Source organism: Geodermatophilus sp. SYSU D01176, assembly GCF_054050015.1.
On the sequence record NZ_JBJGYN010000002.1, the window covers coordinates 144,111 to 165,335 of the forward strand.

16 protein-coding genes are annotated in these 21,225 nt (G+C 75.2%); 15 read left to right on the top strand and 1 reads right to left on the bottom strand.

Going from position 1 to position 21,225, the window contains the following annotated elements:
- Positions 1 to 40 precede the first annotated feature (40 nt).
- The 15 genes from ACI78Z_RS02215 to ACI78Z_RS02285 all read left to right on the top strand — a co-directional run bounded on the left by ACI78Z_RS02215 (position 41) and on the right by ACI78Z_RS02285 (position 19,271).
- On the top strand, positions 41 to 490 hold the full coding sequence (locus tag ACI78Z_RS02215; protein ID WP_457034886.1) for a hypothetical protein: 450 nt from the start codon (positions 41 to 43) through the stop codon (positions 488 to 490).
- A gap of 45 nt (positions 491 to 535) precedes the next feature.
- Positions 536 to 1,039 (top strand): hypothetical protein, encoded by a 504-nt coding sequence (locus tag ACI78Z_RS02220; RefSeq protein WP_457034887.1) that lies wholly within the window; start codon positions 536 to 538, stop codon positions 1,037 to 1,039.
- 10 nt (positions 1,040 to 1,049) lie between these two features.
- Positions 1,050 to 2,702 (top strand): FAD-binding dehydrogenase, encoded by a 1,653-nt coding sequence (locus tag ACI78Z_RS02225; RefSeq protein WP_457034888.1) that lies wholly within the window; start codon positions 1,050 to 1,052, stop codon positions 2,700 to 2,702.
- Entirely contained in the window at positions 2,699 to 3,331 is a 633-nt protein-coding gene (locus tag ACI78Z_RS02230) for a hypothetical protein (protein ID WP_457034889.1), read from the top strand. The genes ACI78Z_RS02225 and ACI78Z_RS02230 overlap by 4 nt, the downstream gene beginning before the upstream one ends.
- Positions 3,332 to 3,367: 36 nt before the next feature.
- On the top strand, positions 3,368 to 3,742 hold the full coding sequence (hisI, locus tag ACI78Z_RS02235) for a phosphoribosyl-AMP cyclohydrolase (protein ID WP_457034890.1): 375 nt from the start codon (positions 3,368 to 3,370) through the stop codon (positions 3,740 to 3,742).
- Entirely contained in the window at positions 3,729 to 5,234 is a 1,506-nt protein-coding gene (locus ACI78Z_RS02240) for an anthranilate synthase component I (protein WP_457034891.1), read from the top strand. The genes hisI and ACI78Z_RS02240 overlap by 14 nt, the downstream gene beginning before the upstream one ends.
- A complete protein-coding gene (locus ACI78Z_RS02245; protein WP_457034892.1) occupies positions 5,231 to 5,845 on the top strand; it encodes a Trp biosynthesis-associated membrane protein in 615 nt (204 codons plus the stop codon). Before ACI78Z_RS02240 ends, ACI78Z_RS02245 begins: the two co-directional genes overlap by 4 nt.
- A gap of 177 nt (positions 5,846 to 6,022) precedes the next feature.
- Positions 6,023 to 6,832, top strand: a complete 810-nt coding sequence (gene trpC / locus ACI78Z_RS02250; RefSeq protein WP_457034893.1) for an indole-3-glycerol phosphate synthase TrpC — start codon at positions 6,023 to 6,025, stop codon at positions 6,830 to 6,832.
- A 148-nt stretch (positions 6,833 to 6,980) separates the two neighbouring features.
- A complete protein-coding gene (gene trpB / locus ACI78Z_RS02255; protein ID WP_457034894.1) occupies positions 6,981 to 8,330 on the top strand; it encodes a tryptophan synthase subunit beta in 1,350 nt (449 codons plus the stop codon).
- Positions 8,327 to 9,151 carry a tryptophan synthase subunit alpha gene (trpA, locus tag ACI78Z_RS02260; protein ID WP_457034895.1) on the top strand — a complete coding sequence of 275 codons (825 nt, stop codon included), beginning with the start codon at positions 8,327 to 8,329 and terminating at the stop codon, positions 9,149 to 9,151. The genes trpB and trpA overlap by 4 nt, the downstream gene beginning before the upstream one ends.
- A gap of 73 nt (positions 9,152 to 9,224) precedes the next feature.
- The gene (gene lgt / locus ACI78Z_RS02265; RefSeq protein WP_457034896.1) at positions 9,225 to 10,184 is read left to right on the top strand and encodes a prolipoprotein diacylglyceryl transferase; all 960 of its coding nucleotides are present in this window, start codon (positions 9,225 to 9,227) and stop codon (positions 10,182 to 10,184) included.
- A 323-nt stretch (positions 10,185 to 10,507) separates the two neighbouring features.
- Positions 10,508 to 15,178: a glutamate synthase large subunit gene (gltB, locus tag ACI78Z_RS02270; protein ID WP_457034897.1), complete on the top strand. Its 4,671-nt coding sequence runs from the start codon at positions 10,508 to 10,510 to the stop codon at positions 15,176 to 15,178.
- Complete coding sequence (locus tag ACI78Z_RS02275) at positions 15,171 to 16,658, top strand: glutamate synthase subunit beta (protein WP_457034898.1); 1,488 nt, start codon at positions 15,171 to 15,173, stop codon at positions 16,656 to 16,658. Before gltB ends, ACI78Z_RS02275 begins: the two co-directional genes overlap by 8 nt.
- Positions 16,659 to 16,900: 242 nt before the next feature.
- A complete protein-coding gene (gene pyk, locus ACI78Z_RS02280) occupies positions 16,901 to 18,316 on the top strand; it encodes a pyruvate kinase (protein WP_457034899.1) in 1,416 nt (471 codons plus the stop codon).
- A gap of 73 nt (positions 18,317 to 18,389) precedes the next feature.
- On the top strand, positions 18,390 to 19,271 hold the full coding sequence (locus ACI78Z_RS02285) for an acyl-CoA thioesterase (RefSeq protein ID WP_457034900.1): 882 nt from the start codon (positions 18,390 to 18,392) through the stop codon (positions 19,269 to 19,271).
- 1 nt (position 19,272) lies between these two features.
- Here ACI78Z_RS02285 and ACI78Z_RS02290 read toward each other — a convergent pair whose 3' ends face one another.
- Complete coding sequence (locus tag ACI78Z_RS02290) at positions 19,273 to 21,015, bottom strand: pyridoxal phosphate-dependent decarboxylase family protein (protein ID WP_457034901.1); 1,743 nt, start codon at positions 21,013 to 21,015, stop codon at positions 19,273 to 19,275.
- Between the last annotated feature and the right edge of the window lie 210 nt (positions 21,016 to 21,225).

Consider the following 21,225-nt stretch of genomic DNA (forward strand, 5'->3'; position numbering starts at 1 on the left):
GTGAGGTCGGTGCGGGCCCCGCGGCGCCTAGCCTGCGGGTGTGGCCACCCCCCGCGACCGAGGCCGTCCGGCCGCCGACCTCCCCCCACCGGACGCGCGCATCCCGCCGCTCGCGCTGGTCGCCGGCGTCCTGGGCATCGTCGGCGCGCTGCCCACGCTCTTCCTCGCCGTCATCGCCGTGGCGCTCGGGGGGCTCTCCGCCGACGCCGGACCCGACCCCTGGACCTACCTGCTGCTCGCCGCGCCGCTGGTGCAGGTCCTCGGCGCGGCGTGGCTGCTGGCCCGCCGCAGCTGGCTGGTCCTGGTCCTGGCCGTCGTCCCGGTCGCGCTGCTGGCCGGGGCGGTCGTCTGGGCGGCCACCGGCACCGAGGACGCCGGGAACCCGGCCCTGCCGCTGCTGCTCCTGCTCGCCCCGGTGCTCGCCGCGGTGCTCGCGGCCACCCCGCGGGTGCGCCGCTGGGTCGCCGCGAGGCCGCGCCGGACCCGCTGACCGTCGTCCGGCGACCGCACAGCCGGCCGACCTACGCTGCCGGCCATGGCGTCGTCCCCCTCCCGCGGCCGGGCGGCGGCGCGGCGCTCGCCGCGGGCCGCGCCCCGGCAGCAACCCGCGTCCCCATCGCCCGGGCGCCCGGTGCTCGTGCCGTTCGCCGCCGTCTTCGCCGTCCTGGTCGCCGCCGAGTACCTGTGGCTGGCCTGGCTGCTGCGCGACCCGGAGGTGGCGACGGCCTGGTCCGCCGCCGTCCCCGCGGTGCTCGCCGGGGCGGCGTTGGCCGGCGCGGTGCTGGTGGTCCTCGGGCGGGCGCGGGCGTGGGTCCTGCTGGCCGGCGTCAGCGTCGTCCTGGTGCTCGGGCTGCTCGGCACGGCGCTGCTGTTCGGCGCGCTGGGCCTGGGATCGGTGGCCGGGCAGGCGCTGCTGCTGCTGGTCGGGCCGGTCGGCTGCCTGGCGCTCGCCGTCCGCCGCCCGGTCCGGGAGTGGACGCGCCCCGCCCGGGCGACGCGACCGCCCGAGCAGGGCCGCCGGACACAGCGCACCCGTTAGCGTTCACTCCGTGATCGACACCGACGTCGTCGTGGTGGGGGCGGGGCTGGCCGGACTGGTCGCCGCCGCGGAGCTGGCCGACGCGGGCAAGCGGGTCGTGCTGCTGGACCAGGAGCCGGAGCAGTCCCTCGGCGGGCAGGCCTGGTGGTCCTTCGGGGGGCTGTTCCTCGTCGACTCGCCCGAGCAGCGCCGGCTGCGGGTGCACGACTCGCTCGAGCTGGCCCGGCAGGACTGGCTCGGCGCCGCCGCCTTCGACCGTGCGGAGGACCACTGGCCGCGCCGGTGGGCCGAGGCCTACCTGCAGTTCGCCGCGGGCGAGAAGCGGGCGTGGCTGCGCGAGCAGGGCGTCGGGTTCTTCCCCGTCGTCGGCTGGGCCGAGCGCGGCGGCTACACCGCCACCGGCCACGGCAACTCGGTGCCCCGCTTCCACATCGTCTGGGGCACCGGGCCGGGCCTGGTCGCGCCCTTCGCCCGCCGCGTCCGGGACGCCGCCGACCGCGGCGTGCTGCAGCTGCTGTTCCGCCACCGCGTCGACGAGCTGGTGGTCAGCGGCGGCGCGGTCACCGGCGTCCGCGGCACCGTGCTCGAGCCCAGCGGCGTCGCCCGGGGGGAGGCGAGCACCCGCGACGCGGCCGGGGGGTTCGAGGTCTCGGCGCAGGCCGTCGTCGTCACCTCCGGCGGCATCGGCGGCAACCACGACCTGGTCCGGCAGAACTGGCCCGCCCGCCTCGGCCCGGCGCCGCAACGGCTGCTGTCCGGCGTCCCGGCACACGTCGACGGGCGGATGCTGCAGGCCACGGAGGCCGCCGGCGCGAACGTGGTCAACCGCGACCGGATGTGGCACTACACCGAGGGCATCGCCAACCACTCACCGGTCTGGGAGCGGCACGGCATCCGGATCCTGCCGGGGCCCTCGTCGCTGTGGCTGGACGCGACCGGCAAGCGGCTGCCCGTGCCGCTGTTCCCCGGCTTCGACACCCTCGGCACGCTGGCCCACATCGGGCAGACCGGCCACGAGCACACCTGGTTCGTCGCCACGCACAAGATCGTGGAGAAGGAGTTCGCGCTGTCGGGCTCCGAGCAGAACCCCGACCTCACCGGCAAGGACGTCACGCTCCTGCTGAACCGGGTCAGGGCCGGGGTCGCCGCGCCCGTGCAGGCCTTCCTCGACGAGGGCGAGGACTTCGTCGTCGCCCGGACGCTGCCCGAGCTGGTCGCCGGCATGAACCGCGTCACCGGCGGCACCCCCGAGCTGCGGCTGGCCGACGTCGAGCGGGAGGTCGTCGCCCGCGACCGCGAGATCGCCCACCCCTTCACCAAGGACCTGCAGGTCACCGCGATCCGCGGCGCCCGGAACTACCTCGGCGACAAGTTGATCCGCGTCGCCCCGCCGCACCGGCTCCTCGACCCCGAGGCCGGCCCGCTGGTCGCCGTCCGGCTGAACCTGATCACCCGCAAGACCCTCGGCGGTCTCGAGACCGACCTCTCCGGCCGGGTGCTGCGGCCCGGGGGTGCGGTCTTCCCCGGCCTCTACGCCGCGGGCGAGGTCGCGGGCTTCGGCGGCGGCGGGGTGCACGGCTACCGCTCGCTGGAGGGCACCTTCCTCGGCGGCTGCCTGTTCTCCGGCCGCGTGGCGGGCCGGGCGCTGGCAGCCGTCCTGTGACGGGCCCCCGCCCCGACCCCTGGTCCGACCCGGCGACCGAGACCCAGCCGGGCGCCCCCTACGCCGGCCCCCCGCCGACGACGATGCCGTACTGGGTTCCCCCGGCGGCTCTCCACGCGACCCCGTGGCCGCAGCCCTGGTCGCCGGCGCCCGCCCGCCCGCAGCGGCCGGGGCAGGTCGTCGCCGCCGCGGTGCTCGCCCTCGTGCAGGCCGCGGGCGTGGCCCTCGCGACCGCCTACGTCCAGCTGGTGGGGACGGTGTTCGCGATGGCCGCGGACCAGCCCGGCTTCCCGGCCGACGGAGCGGCCCTGGCCGCCGAGGCTGGCGCGCTCGCCGTCGTGCAGCTGGTCTCGGTCGCCGCGCTGGGAGCCGGCGGGATCCTGGCCCTCACCCGCCGCAGCCCCCTCGCCCGCTGGGTGCTGGTCGGTGCACTCGCGCTGCAGCTTGCGCTGGCCGCCTACTGGGCGGTGCGCCTGCTCACCGCCTTCGACTCGGCCACCGGCGTACTGCTGCTCCTGGTCCTCTGCTTCGCCGCCGGGCCGGCGGTCGCCCTGGGGCTCAGCTCCGGCCGGCCGGCGCGCGCCTGGTTCGGGGGCCGCCCCGACGGGGGGGCGACGCCGCACCGGTGACCCGGCCGGTCGGCAGCGGGTGGGACGATCGGGCGCATGTCCGCCGCCCCCGCCGCCGAGTCCGCCCTGGACCCCGCGGTCGCAGCACTCCTGCGCCGCGACCCCGCCGGGCTGGTCGCCGCCGTCGTCCAGCAGCACGACACCGGTGAGGTTCTCATGGTCGCCTGGATGGACGACGAGGCGCTGCGCCGCACCCTCACCACCGGCCGGGCCACCTACTGGTCGCGCAGCCGGCGCGAGTACTGGGTGAAGGGCGAGACCTCCGGGCACCGCCAGTGGGTCCGCGACGTCCGCCTGGACTGCGACGGCGACGCGCTGCTGGTGCTCGTCGACCAGGAGGGCCCGGCCTGCCACACCGGCCAGCGCTCCTGCTTCCACCGCCCGCTGGAGGTCACCCGTGCGGCTCGGTGAGACCGCCCCGTCGCGGATGGAGTTCGCGGCGCTCGACCGGGCGGGGCGTGGCCGTGTGATGGTGCCGGTCACCCGGCGGCTGCTCGCCGACGGCGAGACCGCGGTCGGCATCTACCGCAAGCTCGCCGGCAACCGGCCGGGCACCGTGCTGCTCGAGTCCGCCGAGCAGGGCAAGCAGTGGAGCCGGTACAGCTTCGTCGGCGTCCGCAGCGCCGGGGTGCTGACCGAGCGGGACGGCGCCGCGCTGTGGCTGGGGGAGGAGTTGCCCGGCCTCACCGACGACCTGCCCGGGGACCCGCTGGCCGCCGTCCGCACGCTGGCCCGCCGGCTGCGCTCGCCGCGCCGCCCCGACCTGCCCCGGCTCACCGGCGGGCTGGTCGGCTACCTCGGCTACGACGTCGTCCGGCGGCTGGAGCGGCTGCCGGTCACCAGCACCGACGACCTCGGCATGCCCGAGCTGGCGCTCATGCTGGTCACCGACCTCGCCGTCCTCGACCACCACGACGGCACCGTGCTGCTGATCGCCAACGCGCTCTCCGCGGACTACGACGACGCGGTCACCCGGCTCGACGCGATGGCCGCCGACCTGGCCAAGGCCGCGCCGCCCGGGGTGGCCACCTTCGCCACGGCCACGCCCCCGACGGTGCAGAGCAACATGGCGCCGGGGGTCTTCGCGGACGGCGTGGAGCGGGTCCGCGAGCACATCCGCGCCGGCGACGCCTTCCAGGTGGTGCTCTCCCAGCGCTTCGAGGTGCCCACCGAGGTCGAGGCGCTGGACCTGTACCGGGTGCTGCGGGCGACCAACCCCTCCCCGTACATGTACCTGCTGCGCTTCGCCGGGCGGGAGTCGCCGTTCGACGTCGTCGGCTCCTCCCCGGAGGCGCTGGTCACGGTGACCGGCAGCTCGGCCGTCGTCCACCCGCCGGCCGGCACCCGCCCGCGCGGCGCGACCCCCGAGGAGGACGTGCGGCTGGCCGAGGGCCTGCTCGCCGACCCCAAGGAGCGCGCCGAGCACGTGATGCTGGTCGACCTGGCCCGCAACGACCTGGGCCGGGTCTGCGTGCCGGGGTCGGTCGAGGTGCCCGACTTCATGCGGGTCGAGCACTACAGCCACGTGATGCACCTGGTGTCGACCGTCGCCGGGGAGGTCGCGCCCGCCTACGACGCCCTGGACGTATTCGACGCGACCTTCCCCGCGGGCACCGTCTCCGGGGCGCCCAAGCCGCGCGCGATGGAGATCATCGAGTCGCTGGAGCCCACCCGGCGGGCGCTCTACGCCGGCACCGTCGGCTACGTCGACGCCAGCGGCGACCTCGACATGGCGATCGCCATCCGGACGGCGGTGCTGCACCAGGGCCGCGCCTACGTGCAGGCCGGCGCGGGCATCGTCGCCGACAGCGACCCGGCGACCGAGGAGGCCGAGACCCGGCACAAGGCGCGGGCGGTGCTGTCGGCGATCGCGACGGCGGAGGGGATGCGGGAGCTGCCGTGACGGCGACGGCCCGCCACGAGATGGCCGCGGCCGTCGTCGGGACGGCCGCGGCCGGGGCGCTGGCGCTGTCCACCGGCGGGCAGGCCTGGGTCACCGCGACCGTCGTACGCCCCGAGCCCCTGCCGCCGGTCACCGAGCAGCTGACCGGCTCGGAGCTCGCGCCGCTCGTCCCGGCCGGGGGCCTGCTGCTGCTGGCGGCCGCGGTCGCGCTGGTCGCCGTCCGGGGTGCCGGGCGCGTGCTGGTCGGGCTGCTGGCCGCCGTCGCCGGGGGAGTGCTCGGCTGGTCGGGGCTGCGCGGGCTGGTTCCCGACCCGGACGCCGCGGCGGCCGGGCTCGTCGGCAGCGGGACGCCGGGCAGCACGCTCACGACCGCGGTGTCCGCCGCCTGGCCGGTGCTCGCCCTCGTCGCCGGGCTGCTGGCCGTGGCGGCGGGGCTGCTCACCGTGCTGCGCGGACGCACCTGGCCGGGCATGGGACGCCGCTACGAGCGCCCCGCCGCCACGGCCGTCACCCCCGTCCGCCCGCGCACGGACGAGGACCGCGCACTGGACGCCTGGCGGGCGCTCGACCGCGGGGAGGACCCCACCGAGGACCCGACCGAACCGCGATGACTACCCGGGACCCCCGGGTCCACACCCGCGGCCTGGGAGTGCCCCCGCCCCCGCGGGGAACCGGTGCGTCCGCCGCCTCTAGAGTGGGTCCACGGATCGGGTCCCGGCCGGGGCCGCGCCCGGTGGTCGGTCTGCATGGCCCGGTGGGCGGATGACGAGCAGCAGCGGGGAGGACTCGTGTCCGTGCTCGACGAGATCGTCGCCGGCGTCCGGGAGGACCTGGCGGCACGCGAGGCGGTCACGCCGCTGGCGAAGGTCAAGGCCGCGGCACGGGACGCCCGCCCACCCCTCGACGCCCTGGCCGCGCTGCGCGCCCCCGGCGTCGGCGTGATCGCCGAGGTGAAGCGGCAGAGCCCCTCCAAGGGCGCGCTCGCCGCCATCCCCGACCCCGCGGTGCTCGCCCGCCAGTACGCCGACGGCGGCGCCCGGGTGATCAGCGTGCTCACCGAGCGGCGGCGCTTCGGCGGCGGGCAGGCCGACCTCGCCGCCGTCCGGGCCGCCGTCGACGTCCCGGTGCTGTGCAAGGACTTCGTGGTGACCAGCTACCAGGTGCACGAGGCGCGCGCCCACGGGGCGGACGTCGTCCTGCTGATCGTCGCCGCGCTCGAGCAGAACGCCCTGGTCGGCCTGCTGGAGCGGGTGGAGTCGCTGGGCATGACGGCGCTGGTCGAGGTGCACACCGAGGCCGAGGCCGACCGCGCGCTGTCCGCCGGCGCCGCCGTGATCGGGGTCAACGCCCGCGACCTGACCACGTTGCAGGTCGACCGCTCCACCTTCGAGCGGATCGCCCCCGGGCTGCCGTCGGGGGTGGTCAAGGTCGCCGAGTCCGGTGTCCGCGGCCCGCACGACCTCATCTCCTACGCGGCCGCCGGCGCCGACGCCGTCCTCGTCGGCGAGGGCCTGGTCACCGCCGGCGACGCCCGCCAGGCGGTCGCCGACCTGGTCACGGCCGGCGCGCACCCGGCCACCCCGCACACCCCCCGCTGAAGAAGGACCCTCCCGCCCCCCACCGCTCGCACGCTCGCGGTGGGCCCCTGCAGGAGGGCCGACCCGCAGGAGCAGGCGCCGCAGTTCCGAGGTCCGGCGCGCTGACCCCCTCCACCACCTGCACCTGCGAACGCGGGACACTGGGGCCATGACCACGAGCGCCGTCTCCCCGCCGGAAGCGCGAGTCGAGCCGGCGCACCCGAGCTGGCCCGACGCCACCGGCCACTTCGGGGTCTTCGGTGGCCGGTTCGTGCCCGAGGCCCTGATCGCCGCCCTCGACGAGCTGACCGGGGCCTACCGCGCGATGCGCGTCGACCCGGCCTTCATCGAGGAGTTCGCCGCGCTGCAGCGCGACTACACCGGCCGGCCCAGCCCGATCACCGAGGTACCGCGGTTCGCCGAGCACGCCGGCGGAGCGCGCGTCTGGCTCAAGCGCGAGGACCTCAACCACACCGGCTCGCACAAGATCAACAACGTGCTGGGCCAGGCGCTCCTGACCAAGCGGATCGGCAAGCAGCGGGTCATCGCCGAGACCGGGGCCGGGCAGCACGGTGTCGCGACCGCGACCGCGGCGGCGCTCATGGGGCTGTCCTGCACGATCTACATGGGCGAGGAGGACACCCGCCGCCAGGCGCTCAACGTGGCCCGGATGCGGCTGCTCGGCGCCGAGGTCGTCCCGGTCACCACCGGCTCGCGCACCCTCAAGGACGCGATCAACGAGGCCTTCCGCGACTGGGTCACCAACGTCGAGACGACCAACTACGTCTTCGGCACCGTGGCCGGCCCGCACCCGTTCCCGGAGATGGTCCGCGACTTCCAGCGGGTCATCGGCGACGAGGCGCGCGCCCAGGTGCTCGAGCGGCTCGGCCGGCTGCCCGACGCCGTCCTGGCCTGCGTCGGCGGCGGTTCCAACGCGATCGGCATCTTCACCGCCTTCGTGCCCGACGACGGCGTCCGGCTGATCGGCCTGGAGGCCGGCGGGGACGGCGTGGAGACCGGCCGGCACGCGGCCACCATCACCGGCGGGACGCCGGGGGTGCTGCACGGCGCCCGCTCCTACCTGCTGCAGGACGAGAACGGCCAGACGGTCGAGTCGCACTCGATCAGCGCCGGGCTGGACTACCCGGGCGTGGGCCCCGAGCACTCCCACCTGCACGACATCGGCCGGGCGGAGTACCGGGCGGTCACCGACGCCGAGGCCATGGAGGCCTTCGCGCTGCTGTGCCGCACCGAGGGCATCATCCCGGCGATCGAGTCGGCGCACGCCCTCGCTGGCGCGATGAAGCTGGGCGCGGAGCTGGGCCCGGACGCGCTGCTGCTGGTGAACCTCTCGGGCCGCGGCGACAAGGACGTCGAGACGGCGTCGCGCTGGTTCGGCCTCGGCGACCGCGACCACGTCGAGCCGGGCGCCGGCATGGACACCGACCAGCAGCCCACCGAGGGTGCGGTCACCTCCGGCGACGCGGTCGCCGGGCAGGACGCGGGGGAGTCCGCGTGAGCAGCCGGCTGGCGGAGGCCATCGGGAGGGCGAAGGCCGAGGGGCGCGCGGCGCTGGTCGCCTACCTCCCGGTCGGCTATCCGGACGTCGACGCCTCGATCGCGGCCATGGTCGCGGCGGTCGAGGGCGGGGCCGACGCCGGTGGGGTGGGTGGGGCCGACATCGTCGAGGTCGGCGTCCCCTACAGCGACCCGGGCATGGACGGCCCGGTCATCCAGCAGGCCGTCGACCCGGCCGTGCGCGCGGGCGTCGGCATGCGGGACGTGCTGCGCGCCGTCGAGGCGGTCGCCGCCACCGGCGCGGTCCCGGTGGTGATGAGCTACTGGAACCCGGTCGAGCGCTACGGCGTCGACCGGTTCGCCGCCGACCTGGCCGCCGCCGGGGGAGCGGGGGCCATCACCCCCGACCTCGTCCCCGACGAGGCCGCGGCGTGGTTGGCCGCCTCCGCGGCGCACGACCTCGACCGGGTGTTCCTGGTCGCGCCGTCGTCCACCGACGCCCGCCTGGCCGCGACCACCGCGGCCTGCCGCGGGTTCGTCTACGCCGCCTCCACCATGGGCGTCACCGGCACGCGGGCCACCGTCGGCGACGCCGCCGAGAAGCTGGTCGCGCGCACCCGCGCGGTCACCGACCTGCCGGTGTGCGTGGGCCTGGGCGTCTCGAACGGGGACCAGGCCGCCGAGGTCGCCGGCTTCGCCGACGGCGTCATCGTCGGGTCGGCCTACGTGCGCGAGCTGCTCGAGGGCCGGGGGGCCGACGGCGTGCGCCGCCTCTCGGAGGACCTCGCCGCGGGCGTCCGCCGTCCGGTGGCCGTTCGGTGACCGAGCTCGCGAGGTCACGAGTGGACACAGCAGCGCCGCGCACGCGTCCGACGAGCGCCAGCGAGGAGGAGGCGTGAGCGTCCTCGCCGTCATCCCCAGCCCCACCCAGGCGGTCTGGGAGCTGGGCCCGCTGCCCATCCGCGCCTACGCGCTGTGCATCATCGCCGGCATCGTCGCCGCGGTCGTCCTCACCGAGCGCCGCTGGGTGGCCCGGGGCGGAGCGCCGGGCGACGTCCTCGACATCGCCGTGTGGGCCGTGCCGTTCGGGATCATCGGCGGCCGGCTGTACCACGTCGTCAGCAGCCCGCGCCCCTACTTCGGTGAGGGCGGCGACCCGTGGCGGGCCTTCGCCATCTGGGAGGGCGGCCTCGGCATCTGGGGGGCCATCGCCCTGGGTGCGGTCGGCGCCTGGATCGCCTGCCGGCGCCGCGGCATCCCGCTGCCGGCGTTCGGGGACGCCCTGGCCCCCGGGCTGCTCGTGGCCCAGGCCATCGGCCGGGTGGGCAACTGGTTCAACAACGAGCTCTACGGCCGGGCCACCGACCTGCCCTGGGCGCTGCGGATCTACGAGTGGACCGGCACCCGCGCGGTGGTCGGGCCCGACGGCCAGCCGCTCGTGCTCGGCACCTTCCACCCGACCTTCCTCTACGAGCTGCTGTGGAACCTGGCCGCGGCGCTCGTGGTGATCTGGGCCGACCGCCGCTTCCGGCTCAGCCACGGGCGGGCCTTCGCGCTCTACGTCGCCCTCTACTGCGCCGGCCGGCTGTGGATCGAGCTGCTGCGCACCGACCCCGCCGAGACCATCGCCGGCATCCGGCTCAACGTCTACACCGCCGTCGTCGTCGGGCTGCTCGCGGTCGCCTACCTGGTCTGGCAGCGCGGCCGGCCGCGTGAGGTGATCACCCGCGGACGTGACGCTGGCGACACCGGGACCGTCGCCGCACGCCCCGCGGACGCCGCCCCTGCCGCCGCGGAGCGCCGCGACGGCGAAGAGGCTGGTGGGGACGGGCCCCGGCGACACCCCGAGCCCTGAGGGCGACGCGCCGCGGGCGCGGATTCGGCCGTACGAGATCGGTGTTACGGCTGTGTACCCTTCTGCCAGGACCCCACAGTGATCCTGGCGGGGTCGCACGCGTCGGAACCGGGCCAGCGCCGCCCCGCGGACGACAGCGCCGGGGCACCACCCCCGGCACTCGCCCAGCCGGGTCTGCCCGACGGTCTCCCGACCGCGTGCCGGCCGGCCACCCGCAGTGCTCCGCTCCTCTGCCCACTGACCACCGGCCGGGCCCCCCGCCCCCCGCCCGCTCCCGTCACCGCCGACGGGGATGCAGGCGGCGTGCCGACGACGGGAGTGACATGTCCGACTCCACCGCCCCCGCCGCTGTCCCTTCCGACGCCCGCGGGACGGCCGTCCCGTTCTCCGCGGTGCCCCCGGCGTCCGGCCTGTACGACCCGGCCAACGACAAGGACGCCTGCGGCGTCGCCTTCGTGGCCGACGTGCAGGGTCGCGCCAGCCGGAGGATCGTGGCCGCGGGCCTCACGGCGCTGCACAACCTCGACCACCGCGGCGCGGCCGGCTCGGAGCCGAACTCCGGCGACGGCGCCGGCATCCTCACCCAGGTCCCCGACGCGCTGCTGCGCGCCGAGGTCGACTTCGACCTGCCCCCGGTGGGCGAGTACGCCGTCGGCATCGCCTTCCTGCCCGTGGACGTGACCGAGCGGGCCGCGCGCCTCGCGGACGTCGACCGCCTCGCCGCCGAGGAGGGCCTGACCGTCCTCGGCTGGCGCGAGCTGCCGGTCGACCCGGACGGCGCCGACGTGGGCCCCACCGCCCGCGCGGTCATGCCGCACTTCGCCCAGGTGTTCGTCGCCGAGACCATCGGTGCCCGGGCCGACGGGAGCGCCTTCGGCGGCGGGGTCGCCGTCCACGGCGTCACCCGGCTGGAGCGGCGCGCCTTCGTGCTGCGCAAGCGCGCCGAGCGGGCCGCGACCGAGGCCGGCAGCTCCCTGTACATCGCCTCGCTGTCGAGCCGCACCATCACCTACAAGGGCATGCTGACCACCGACCAGCTGCCCGCCTTCTTCCCCGACCTGCGCGACGAGCGCTACGCGTCGGCGATCGCGCTGGTGCACAGCCGGTTCTCGACCAACACCTTCCCGAGCTGGCCGCTGGCCCACCCGTTCCGGGTGATCGCGCACAACGGCGAGATCAACACCATCAAGGGCAACCGGAACCGGATGCGCGCCCGCGAGGCCAAGCTCGACACCGAGCTGTTCGACGGCCCGGCCGGTCCCGCCTCCGAGCTGGGCCTGGAGCGCATCTTCCCGGTCACCGCCAGCGACTTCAGCGACTCGGCGACCTTCGACGAGGTGCTCGAGCTGCTGCACCTGTCCGGCCGCTCGCTGCCGCACGCGGTGCTCATGATGATCCCGGAGGCGTGGGAGAACCACGACGAGATGGACCCGGCCCGCCGGGCCTTCTACCGGTTCCACGCCTCGATCATGGAGCCGTGGGACGGGCCGGCCGCGGTCGCCTTCACCGACGGCACGCTGATCGGCGCCGTCCTCGACCGCAACGGGCTGCGCCCGGGCCGCTGGTGGCACACCCGGGACGACCTGGTCGTCCTGGCCAGCGAGGTCGGCGTCCTCGACATCCCCGACGCCGACGTCGTCGCCAAGGGCCGGCTGCAGCCGGGCCGGATGTTCCTGGTCGACACCGCCGCCGGGAAGATCGTCTCCGACGAGGAGGTCAAGGGGGCGCTCGCCGGGGAGCGCCCCTACGAGGACTGGCTGCACGCGGGCCTCGTGCACCTCCCGCAGCTGCCCGAGCGCCGCCGCGCCCGGCCCAGCCACGAGTCCGTCGTCCGCCGGCAGCAGCTGTTCGGCTACACGGAGGAGGACCTGCGGGTCCTGCTCACCCCGATGGCGTCCTCGGGCGCCGAGCCGATCGGCTCCATGGGCACCGACACCCCGGTCGCCGCGCTCTCGGACCGGTCCCGGCTGCTCTACGACTACTTCGGGCAGCTGTTCGCCCAGGTCACCAACCCGCCGCTGGACGCCATCCGCGAGGAGCTGGTGACCAGCCTGGGCCGCACCTTCGGCCCCGAGCAGAACCTGCTGCGGGCCACCCCGGCGTCCTGCCGGCAGCTGTTCCTGCCCTACCCGGTCATCGACAACGACGAGCTGGCCAAGATCCTGCACATCGACGACGACGGCGACCTGCCCGGCTACGCCGCCGTCCGGATCACCGGCCACTTCGACGTCCACGGCGGCGGGACGGCGCTGGCGCAGGCCGTCGAGCAGCTGCGCACCAAGGTGAGCAAGGCCATCTCCGCCGGCGCGCGGATCATCGTGCTCTCCGACCGGGACTGCGACGAGAACCGCGCGCCGATCCCGTCGCTGCTGATGACCGCGGCCGTCCACCACCACCTCGTGCGGCAGAAGACCCGCATGGAGGTCGGCCTGGTCGTCGAGTCCGGCGACTGTCGCGAGGTGCACCACGTCGCGCTGCTGCTCGGCTACGGCGCCGCCGCGGTCAACCCGTACCTGGCCTTCGAGTCGATCGAGGACCTCATCCGCGACGGCGTCCTGACCGGCATCCAGCCGGCGCAGGCCAACCGCAACGTGGTCAAGGCGCTGGGCAAGGGCGTCCTGAAGGTCATGAGCAAGATGGGCATCAGCACCGTCGGCTCGTACACGATGGCGCAGATCTTCGAGGCCGTCGGCCTCTCCCAGGAGCTCGTCGACGAGTACTTCACCGGCACCTCCTGCCCGCTGGGCGGCGTCGGCATCGACGTCCTGGCCGAGGAGGTGGCGATGCGCCACCGCCGCGCCTACCCGGAGAACCCGACCGAGCGCGCGCACCGGCGGCTGGAGACCGGCGGTGAGTACCAGTGGCGCCGCGAGGGCGAGGTGCACCTGTTCAACCCCGAGACGGTGTTCCTGCTGCAGCACGCCACCCGGTCGCGGCAGTTCGAGGTGTTCCAGCGGTACACGCAGACCGTCGACCAGCTGTCGGAGGAGGCCGCCACCCTGCGCGGCCTGTTCACCCTGCGCACCGGCGTCCGCCCGCCCGTGCCGATCGACGAGGTCGAGCCGGCGAGCGAGATCGTCAAGCGCTTCCAGACCGGCGCGATGAGCTACGGCTCCATCTCGCAGGAGGCGCACGAGACCCTGGCGATCGCCATGAACCGGCTGGGCGGCAAGTCCAACACCGGCGAGGGCGGCGAGGACCCCGACCGGTTCCAGCCCGACCCGAACGGCGACCTGCGCCGCTCGGCGATCAAGCAGGTGGCCAGCGGCCGGTTCGGCGTCACCAGCGAGTACCTGGTCAACTCCGACGACATCCAGATCAAGATGGCGCAGGGCGCCAAGCCCGGCGAGGGCGGCCAGCTGCCCGGCGCCAAGGTCTACCCGTGGGTGGCCCGCACCCGGCACTCCACGCCGGGCGTCGGCCTGATCAGCCCGCCGCCGCACCACGACATCTACTCGATCGAGGACCTCAAGCAGCTGATCCACGACCTGAAGAACGCCAACGACGAGGCGCGGGTCCACGTCAAGCTGGTCAGCGAGGTCGGGGTCGGGACGGTCGCGGCCGGCGTGAGCAAGGCGCACGCCGACGTCGTCCTCATCTCCGGGCACGACGGCGGGACCGGTGCGGCGCCGCTGACGTCGCTCAAGCACGCCGGCTCGCCGTGGGAGCTGGGCCTGGCCGAGACGCAGCAGACGCTGCTGGCCAACGGCCTGCGCGACCGCATCGTGGTGCAGGCCGACGGGCAGATGAAGACCGGCCGCGACGTGATCATCGCCGCGCTGCTGGGCGCCGAGGAGTACGGCTTCGCCACCGCGCCGCTGGTCGTCTCCGGCTGCGTGATGATGCGCGTCTGCCACCTCGACACCTGCCCGGTCGGCGTCGCGACGCAGAACCCCGAGCTGCGCAAGCGGTTCACCGGGCGGCCGGAGTTCGTGGTCACGTTCTTCGAGTTCCTCGCCGAGCAGGTGCGCCAGTACCTCGCCGAGCTGGGCTTCCGCTCGCTGGACGAGGCGATCGGGCACGCCGAGCTGCTCGACACCCGCAAGGCGGTCGACCACTGGAAGGCCGCCGGGCTGGACCTGTCCAGGATGCTGGCCGTGCCGGAGCTGCCCGAGGGCGCCGCCCGGCACCAGGTGCGCGAGCAGGACCACGGCCTGGACGTCGCCCTGGACCAGACGCTGATCCAGCTGTGCGAGGGCGCGCTGCTCGACGCGCGGCCGGTGAGCCTCGAGCTGCCGGTGCGCAACGTCAACCGCACCGTCGGCACGATGCTGGGCTCGATGGTCACCCGGCGCTTCGGCGGCGAGGGTCTGCCCGAGGGCACGATCGACCTGACCTTCACCGGGTCGGCCGGCCAGTCCTTCGGCGCCTTCGTGCCGCGGGGCATCACCATGCGGCTGTTCGGCGACGCCAACGACTACGTCGGCAAGGGCCTGTCCGGCGGGCGCATCGTCGTCCGCCCGGCGCGCGAGGCGACCTTCGCCGCCGAGGACAACGTCATCGCCGGCAACGTCATCGGCTACGGCGCCACCGCCGGCGAGGTCTTCCTGCGCGGCCGGGTCGGCGAGCGGTTCTGCGTGCGCAACTCCGGTGCGCTGGCCGTCGTCGAGGGCGTCGGCGACCACGCGCTGGAGTACATGACCGGCGGCGCCGCGGTGATCCTCGGCCCCACCGGCCGCAACATCGCGGCCGGCATGTCCGGCGGCATCGGCTACGTCCTCGACCTGCCCCGGCACCGGGTCAACACCGAGATGGTGGACGTCGAGCCGCTGGACGGGGAGTCCGCGCAGTGGCTGCGCGACGTGCTGGTCCGCTACGCCGCGGACACCGCGTCGCCGGTGGCCGCCGCGCTGCTGGCCGACTGGGGCCGCTGGTCCGAGCGGTTCAGCGTGATCATGCCGCGCGACTACCGCCGCGCGCTCGAGGCCCGGCGCGCCGCGGAGGCGGCCGGTACGGATGTCGACAGGGCAGTGATGGAGGCCGCACGTGGCTGACTCGACCGGTTTCCTGAAGCACGAGCGGGCGCTGCCGCCGCGGCGCCCCGTCGACGTGCGGATCCTGGACTGGAAGGACGTCTACCTCTCCCGGCAGAACGGGGAGGACGCCGTCTTCCCGGTCGCCGCGGTGCGCCAGCAGGCCGCCCGCTGCATGGACTGCGGCATCCCGTTCTGCCACCACGGCTGCCCGCTGGGCAACCTGATCCCGGAGTGGAACGACCTCGCCCGCCGCGACGACTGGACCGAGGCGATCGAGCGGCTGCACGCGACCAACAACTTCCCGGAGTTCACCGGGAAGCTGTGCCCGGCGCCGTGCGAGGGCTCCTGCGTGCTGAACCTGGAGGAGTCGCCGGTCACGATCAAGCAGATCGAGTGGGAGATCATCGACCAGGCGTTCCAGCGCGACCTGGTCCGGCCGGTGCCCCCGCAGAAGCACACCGGCAAGAAGGTCGCCGTCATCGGCTCCGGCCCGGCCGGGCTGGCCGCCGCGCAGCAGCTCACCCGCGCCGGGCACGACGTCACCGTGTTCGAGCGCGCCGACCGGGTCGGCGGGCTGCTCCGCTACGGCATCCCCGAGTTCAAGATGGAGAAGGCCGTCCTCGACCGGCGGCTGGGCCAGATGCGGGCCGAGGGCACTCGGTTCGTCACCGGTGTCGAGGTCGGCAGCGGCCGGGACGGCGACCTGACCGTCGAGCAGCTCCGGGGCGAGTACGACGCCGTCGTCCTGGCCGGTGGCGCCACCCTCGGCCGCGACCTCCCCGCGCCCGGCCGGGAGCTGCGGGGCATCCACCTGGCGATGGAGTACCTGCCCTTCGGCAACCGGCAGGCCCTCGGCGAGCTCGACGAGCCGCCGATCAACGCCCACGGCAAGCACGTCGTGATCATCGGTGGCGGTGACACCGGCGCGGACTGCCTCGGCACCGCCCACCGGCAGGGCGCCCTCTCGGTGACCCAGCTGGAGATCATGCCGGCGCCGCCGGAGCGCCGGGCCGACACCAACCCGTGGCCGACCTACCCGATGGTCATGCGGGTCTCCAGCGCCCACGAGGAGGGCGGGGAGCGGCTCTACAGCGTCAACACCGAGCGCTTCGTCGGTGACGACCACGGCACCGTGCGCGCGCTGCTCATCCACGACGTGGAGCGGGTCGACGGCCGGTTCCAGAAGGTCGAGGGCACCGAGCGGGAACTCCCGGCCGACCTGGTCTTCCTGGCCATGGGCTTCACCGGCGCTCAGCGCACCGGCCTGGTCGAGGGGCTGGGCGTGGACCTCGACCAGCGCGGCAACGTCGCCCGGGACGGTGAGTTCATGTCCACCGTCCCCGGCGTCTTCGTCGCCGGTGACATGGGCCGCGGGCAGTCGCTCATCGTGTGGGCCATCGCCGAGGGCCGGGCCGCCGCCGCCGCCGCCGACGCCTGGCTGACCGGCTCGACGATGCTGCCGCGTCCGGTGACCCCCACCGCGGTCGCGCTCCGGTAAGGCCCCGTCCCGAGGCTCCGGCCCCGTCCCCAGCTTGCGCGGGGTGGGGAGGACGGGGTCCTCCCGCCGTCCCGATCGGGCGGAGCCCTGCGGTCGAGTCCTCCTCGGGGGCCCCTCCGGGCCCCCGCTCGTCGGACGGGGGCCGGGTCCTGCATCCGCGGGGCCCGGCCCTCGTCGCGGTGGACGAGGATCACGGGGGACCCTCCCCGCGCCCGGTTGGCCGCCCCACTAGCGTCTTGTGCATGTCCCGTCGCGCGAAGATCGTCTGCACGCTCGGTCCGGCGACCGGCTCCCTGGAGCAGGTCACCGCCCTCGTCGAGTCGGGGATGGACGTCGCCCGGCTGAACTTCAGCCACGGCGCGCACGCCGACCACCAGCGGGCCTACCACATGGTCCGCGAGGCCTCCGACCGCACCGGTCACGCCGTGGCCGTCCTCGCCGACCTCCAGGGGCCGAAGATCCGTCTCGGCACCTTCGCCGACGGCCCGGTCCACTGGGAGACCGGCAGCCGGGTCTGCATCACCGTCGACGACGTCGAGGGCACCCCCGAGCGGGTCTCCACCACCTACAAGGGCCTGGCCGCCGACGCCAAGGTCGGCGACCGGCTGCTGGTGGACGACGGCAAGCTGGCGCTGTCGGTCGTCGGGATCGAGGGCCCGGACGTGTGGTGCCTGGTCGTCGAGGGCGGCGAGGTGTCGAACAACAAGGGCCTGTCGCTGCCCGGCGTCGCGGTGAGCGTGCCGGCGATGTCGGACAAGGACGAGGAGGACCTCCGATTCGCCCTGCACATGGGGGTCGACTTCATCGCGCTGTCCTTCGTGCGCTCGCCGCGCGACGTGGAGCTGGTGCGCGACATCATGCGCCAGGAGGACGTCTCCGTCCCGGTCATCGCCAAGCTGGAGAAGCCGGAGGCGGTGGCGAACCTCGAGGAGATCGTCGAGGCGTTCGACGGCATCATGGTCGCCCGCGGCGACCTGGGCGTGGAGCTGGCGCTGGAGCAGGTGCCGCTGGTGCAGAAGCGGGCCATCCAGGCCGCCCGCGAGCGCAACAAGCCGGTCATCGTGGCCACCCAGATGCTCGAGTCGATGATCACCAACTCCCGGCCCACCCGCGCCGAGGCCTCCGACGTCGCCAACGCCGTCCTCGACGGGGCCGACGCCGTGATGCTCTCGGGGGAGACCTCCGTGGGCGCGCACCCGATCGGTGCCGTGCGCACCATGGAACGGATCATCGACGCGGTCGAGAGCGACACCGCGTGGGCCCCCGAGCTGGTCCGGCGGTCGCGCTCGCGGTCCGGCGCCATCGTGCGGGCCGCCCGGGACATCGCCGAGTCCCTCGACGTCAGGGCCCTCGCCACGTTCACCCAGACCGGTGACAGCGCCCGCCGGCTGGCCGCGCTGCACCCGCGGATGCCGCTGCTGGCCTTCACCATCGACGGGCGCGTGCGCAGCCAGCTGGCGCTGTCCTGGGGGGTGGAGACGTTCCTCGTCCCCGAGGTGCAGCACACCGACGACATGGTCAGGCAGGTCGACTTCTCGCTGCTGTCCATCGGCCGGCTCCGGGAGGGCGACCGGGTGGTGGTCGTGGCCGGCAGCCCGCCCAACACCCCCGGCTCCACCAACCTCATCCGTGTGCACGAGGTCGGAACGGACTCGTGACCGAGCTCGCGAGGTCACGCGAAGGCACGGCACGCCCCGGCGCGGGCGTGACGGGCGCCGGCGAGGAGAGCCCGTGACGCACGTGCGCGACGGGAGCCAGGCCGCGGCGCTGATGGCGGTCCTGGGCCTGGAGGAGCGGGACACCGACCTCTTCGTCGGCCAGACGCCGCGGACGCCGCTGCAGCGCATCTTCGGCGGGCAGGTCGCCGGGCAGGCGCTGATGGCCGCGTCGCGCACGCTGCCGGGGGAGCGCGGCGTGCACTCGCTGCACTCGTACTTCCTGCGGCCCGGCGATCCGCACGAGGAGATCCGCTACGCCGTCGAGCGGATCCGGGACGGGCGCACCTTCAGCACCCGCCGGGTGATCGCCTGGCAGCGGCGCCGCGGTGAGGACGTCGCGATCTTCGCCCTCACCGCCGACGCCTCGGTGCCGGAGACCCCGGTCGTCGAGCACGCGTTGCCGATGCCCGAGGTGCCCGGGCCGGAGACCCTGCCGAGCCTGCCCGAGGTGGTCGCCCCCTACGGCGAGCGGGCCGCGGCCGCGCTGGTCATCAGCGAGGCGGTGGAGCAGCGGCTGCTGGAGGACCCCTTCGACCGGACGCCGAAGACGCCGCCGGACACCCGTACCTGCGTGTGGATGCGGGTCGCCGGCCGGCTGCCCGAGGACGCCAGCGTTCACCGCTCGGCGCTGACCTTCGTCAGCGACCTGACGCTGCTCTCGGCCGGGCTGGCCCGGATCGGCGGCGGCTGGGGCGGGCAGTACGTCGGTGCCAGCCTGGACCACGCGGTGTGGTTCCACGCGCCGGTGCGGGCCGACGAGTGGTTCCTCTACGAGACCGACAGCCCCGCGGCCTCCGGCGGCCGGGCGCTGTGCTTCGGCCAGGTGTGGGCGGCCGACGGCACCCACGTGGCCACGGTCGCCCAGCAGGGCCTCATCCGGTCGCTCAAGGGCTGATTCAGGAGCCGGTGCCCCTGGCGTCGGCCTGCGCGTCGGCCGGGACGACGCCGTCGGCCTCCGGGCGGGCGGCGTCCCCCTCGGGCGCCGGGGTGGGTGCCGACGGCGGCAGGTCCTCCTGGGCGCGGGCCTGAGCCGCCGTCTCGTCCTGCGCGGCCGGCGTCTCGACCGGGGCCGGCGCAGCCTCCGCTCGTGCCGCCTCCTCGCGGGCCCGCTCGGCGGCGGCGCGGCGCTCGGCCTCCTCGCGGGCGCGCTCGGCGGCGGACTCGGCGAAGTCGGCGGCCAGCCAGTCGTGGCCCTCGCACAGCAGTGCCCACGCCCGCTCGACGTGCGCGCGCGTCGTCGTCGGCGCGCCGATCGCCACCCGCAGCACCACCTGGCCGCGGACGGTGGTGTGGGTCAGGAAGACCTCGCCGCCGTCGTTGAGCCGCTCCAGCAGCGTCATGGTGGCGACGTCGGCGTCCACGCCCTCGGGCCAGCGCGGGGCCAGGCACACCAGCGACAGCGGGTGCGGGGCGACGACGTCGAAGCGGTCATCGGCGTCGGCCCATCCGGCCAGCTCCTGCGCCAGCGCGACGCCGGACCGGATGTGCGCCCGCAGGCCATCGGCTCCGTACCAGCGCAGCACGAACCACAGCTTCAGCGCCCGGAAGCGGCGGCCGAGCTCGATCTGCCAGTCGCGGTAGTCGACGACCGCGCCGGCGTCGGTGGCCGCGTTGCGCAGGTACTCCGGCAGGATCGCCAGCGCCCCGGTCAGCGCGGCCCGGTCGGCCACCCAGAACAGCGTCGCGTCGAAGCCGGTGAGCAGCCACTTGTGCGCGTCGGTGGTGTAGCTGTCGGCCCACTCGACCCCGGCCTGCAGCTCCCGGAGCTCGGGGACGACGGCGCTCACGCCCGCGTAGGCGGCGTCCACGTGCAGCCAGACGCCGGCGTCGCGGCAGATAGGGCCCAGCTCGGCGAGCCGGTCGACGGCCGTCGTCGACGTCGTCCCGACCGTGGCGCAGACCAGCACCGGCCGGTACCCGCGGGCGACGTCCCGTTCCAGGCGCGCCTTGAGCGACTGTGGACGCATCGCCAGGTCGCCGTCCACCTCGACGATGCGGACGGCGTCACTGCCCAGGCCCGCGATCCGCACGGCCTTCTCCATCGAGGAGTGCGTCTCCGCGGAGACGTAGACGGTGTACTCCTCCGGCCGGACGCCCTGGCGCACCGTCCCGCCGCCGCTGGCCCGGTGCAGCGCCGCCAGGAGCGCGATGAGGTTGCCGCCGGAGCTGGAGTCCTGCACCACACCGCCGCCGGGCCCGGTCGAGCGGAAGGCCTCCGGCAGGCCGAGCAGGTCGGCGAACCAGTCGAGGACGTGCTGCTCGAGCTCGGTGGCGGCCGGGCTGGTCACCCAGGACATGCCCTGCACGCCGAGGCCGGACGACACCAGGTCCCCGAGCACGGAGGGCCCCGAGGTGTTGGCGGGGAAGTAGCCGAGGAAGCCGGGGTGCTGCCAGTGGGTCAGGCCGGGGACGACGACCCGGTCGAGGTCGGCCAGCACGGCGTCGAACGGCTCGCCCTGCTCGGGGGCGGCGTCCGGCAGCGCGGCGCGCACGTCGCCGGGGACGACGGGGGAGCGGACGGGGAGGGAGCCGATCCGCGTCCAGTAGTCGGCGATCCAGTCGACGACCTGGTGGCCGTGCCGACGGAACTGCTCCGGGGTCATGTGCGGGGCGGACGGCGTCGGCTCGGGCTGGCTCACGGTGCCACCGTAAACGCCGGGTCGGCCTGTCCTGCCGAGGCGAGCAGGGCGGGGGTCCGGGGTTCGATCCGGGCCGGGGACGGCGGGTGGCCGGGGTGGGCCCGTCGCGGGGGCCCGGTGGCCCCCTCCAGGGCACCGCCCCGAGCGTGCGAGGGGTGGGGAGGAGGGGTCCTTTCACCGACCGGGACACGGGCAGCGGCTCAGCGGTGC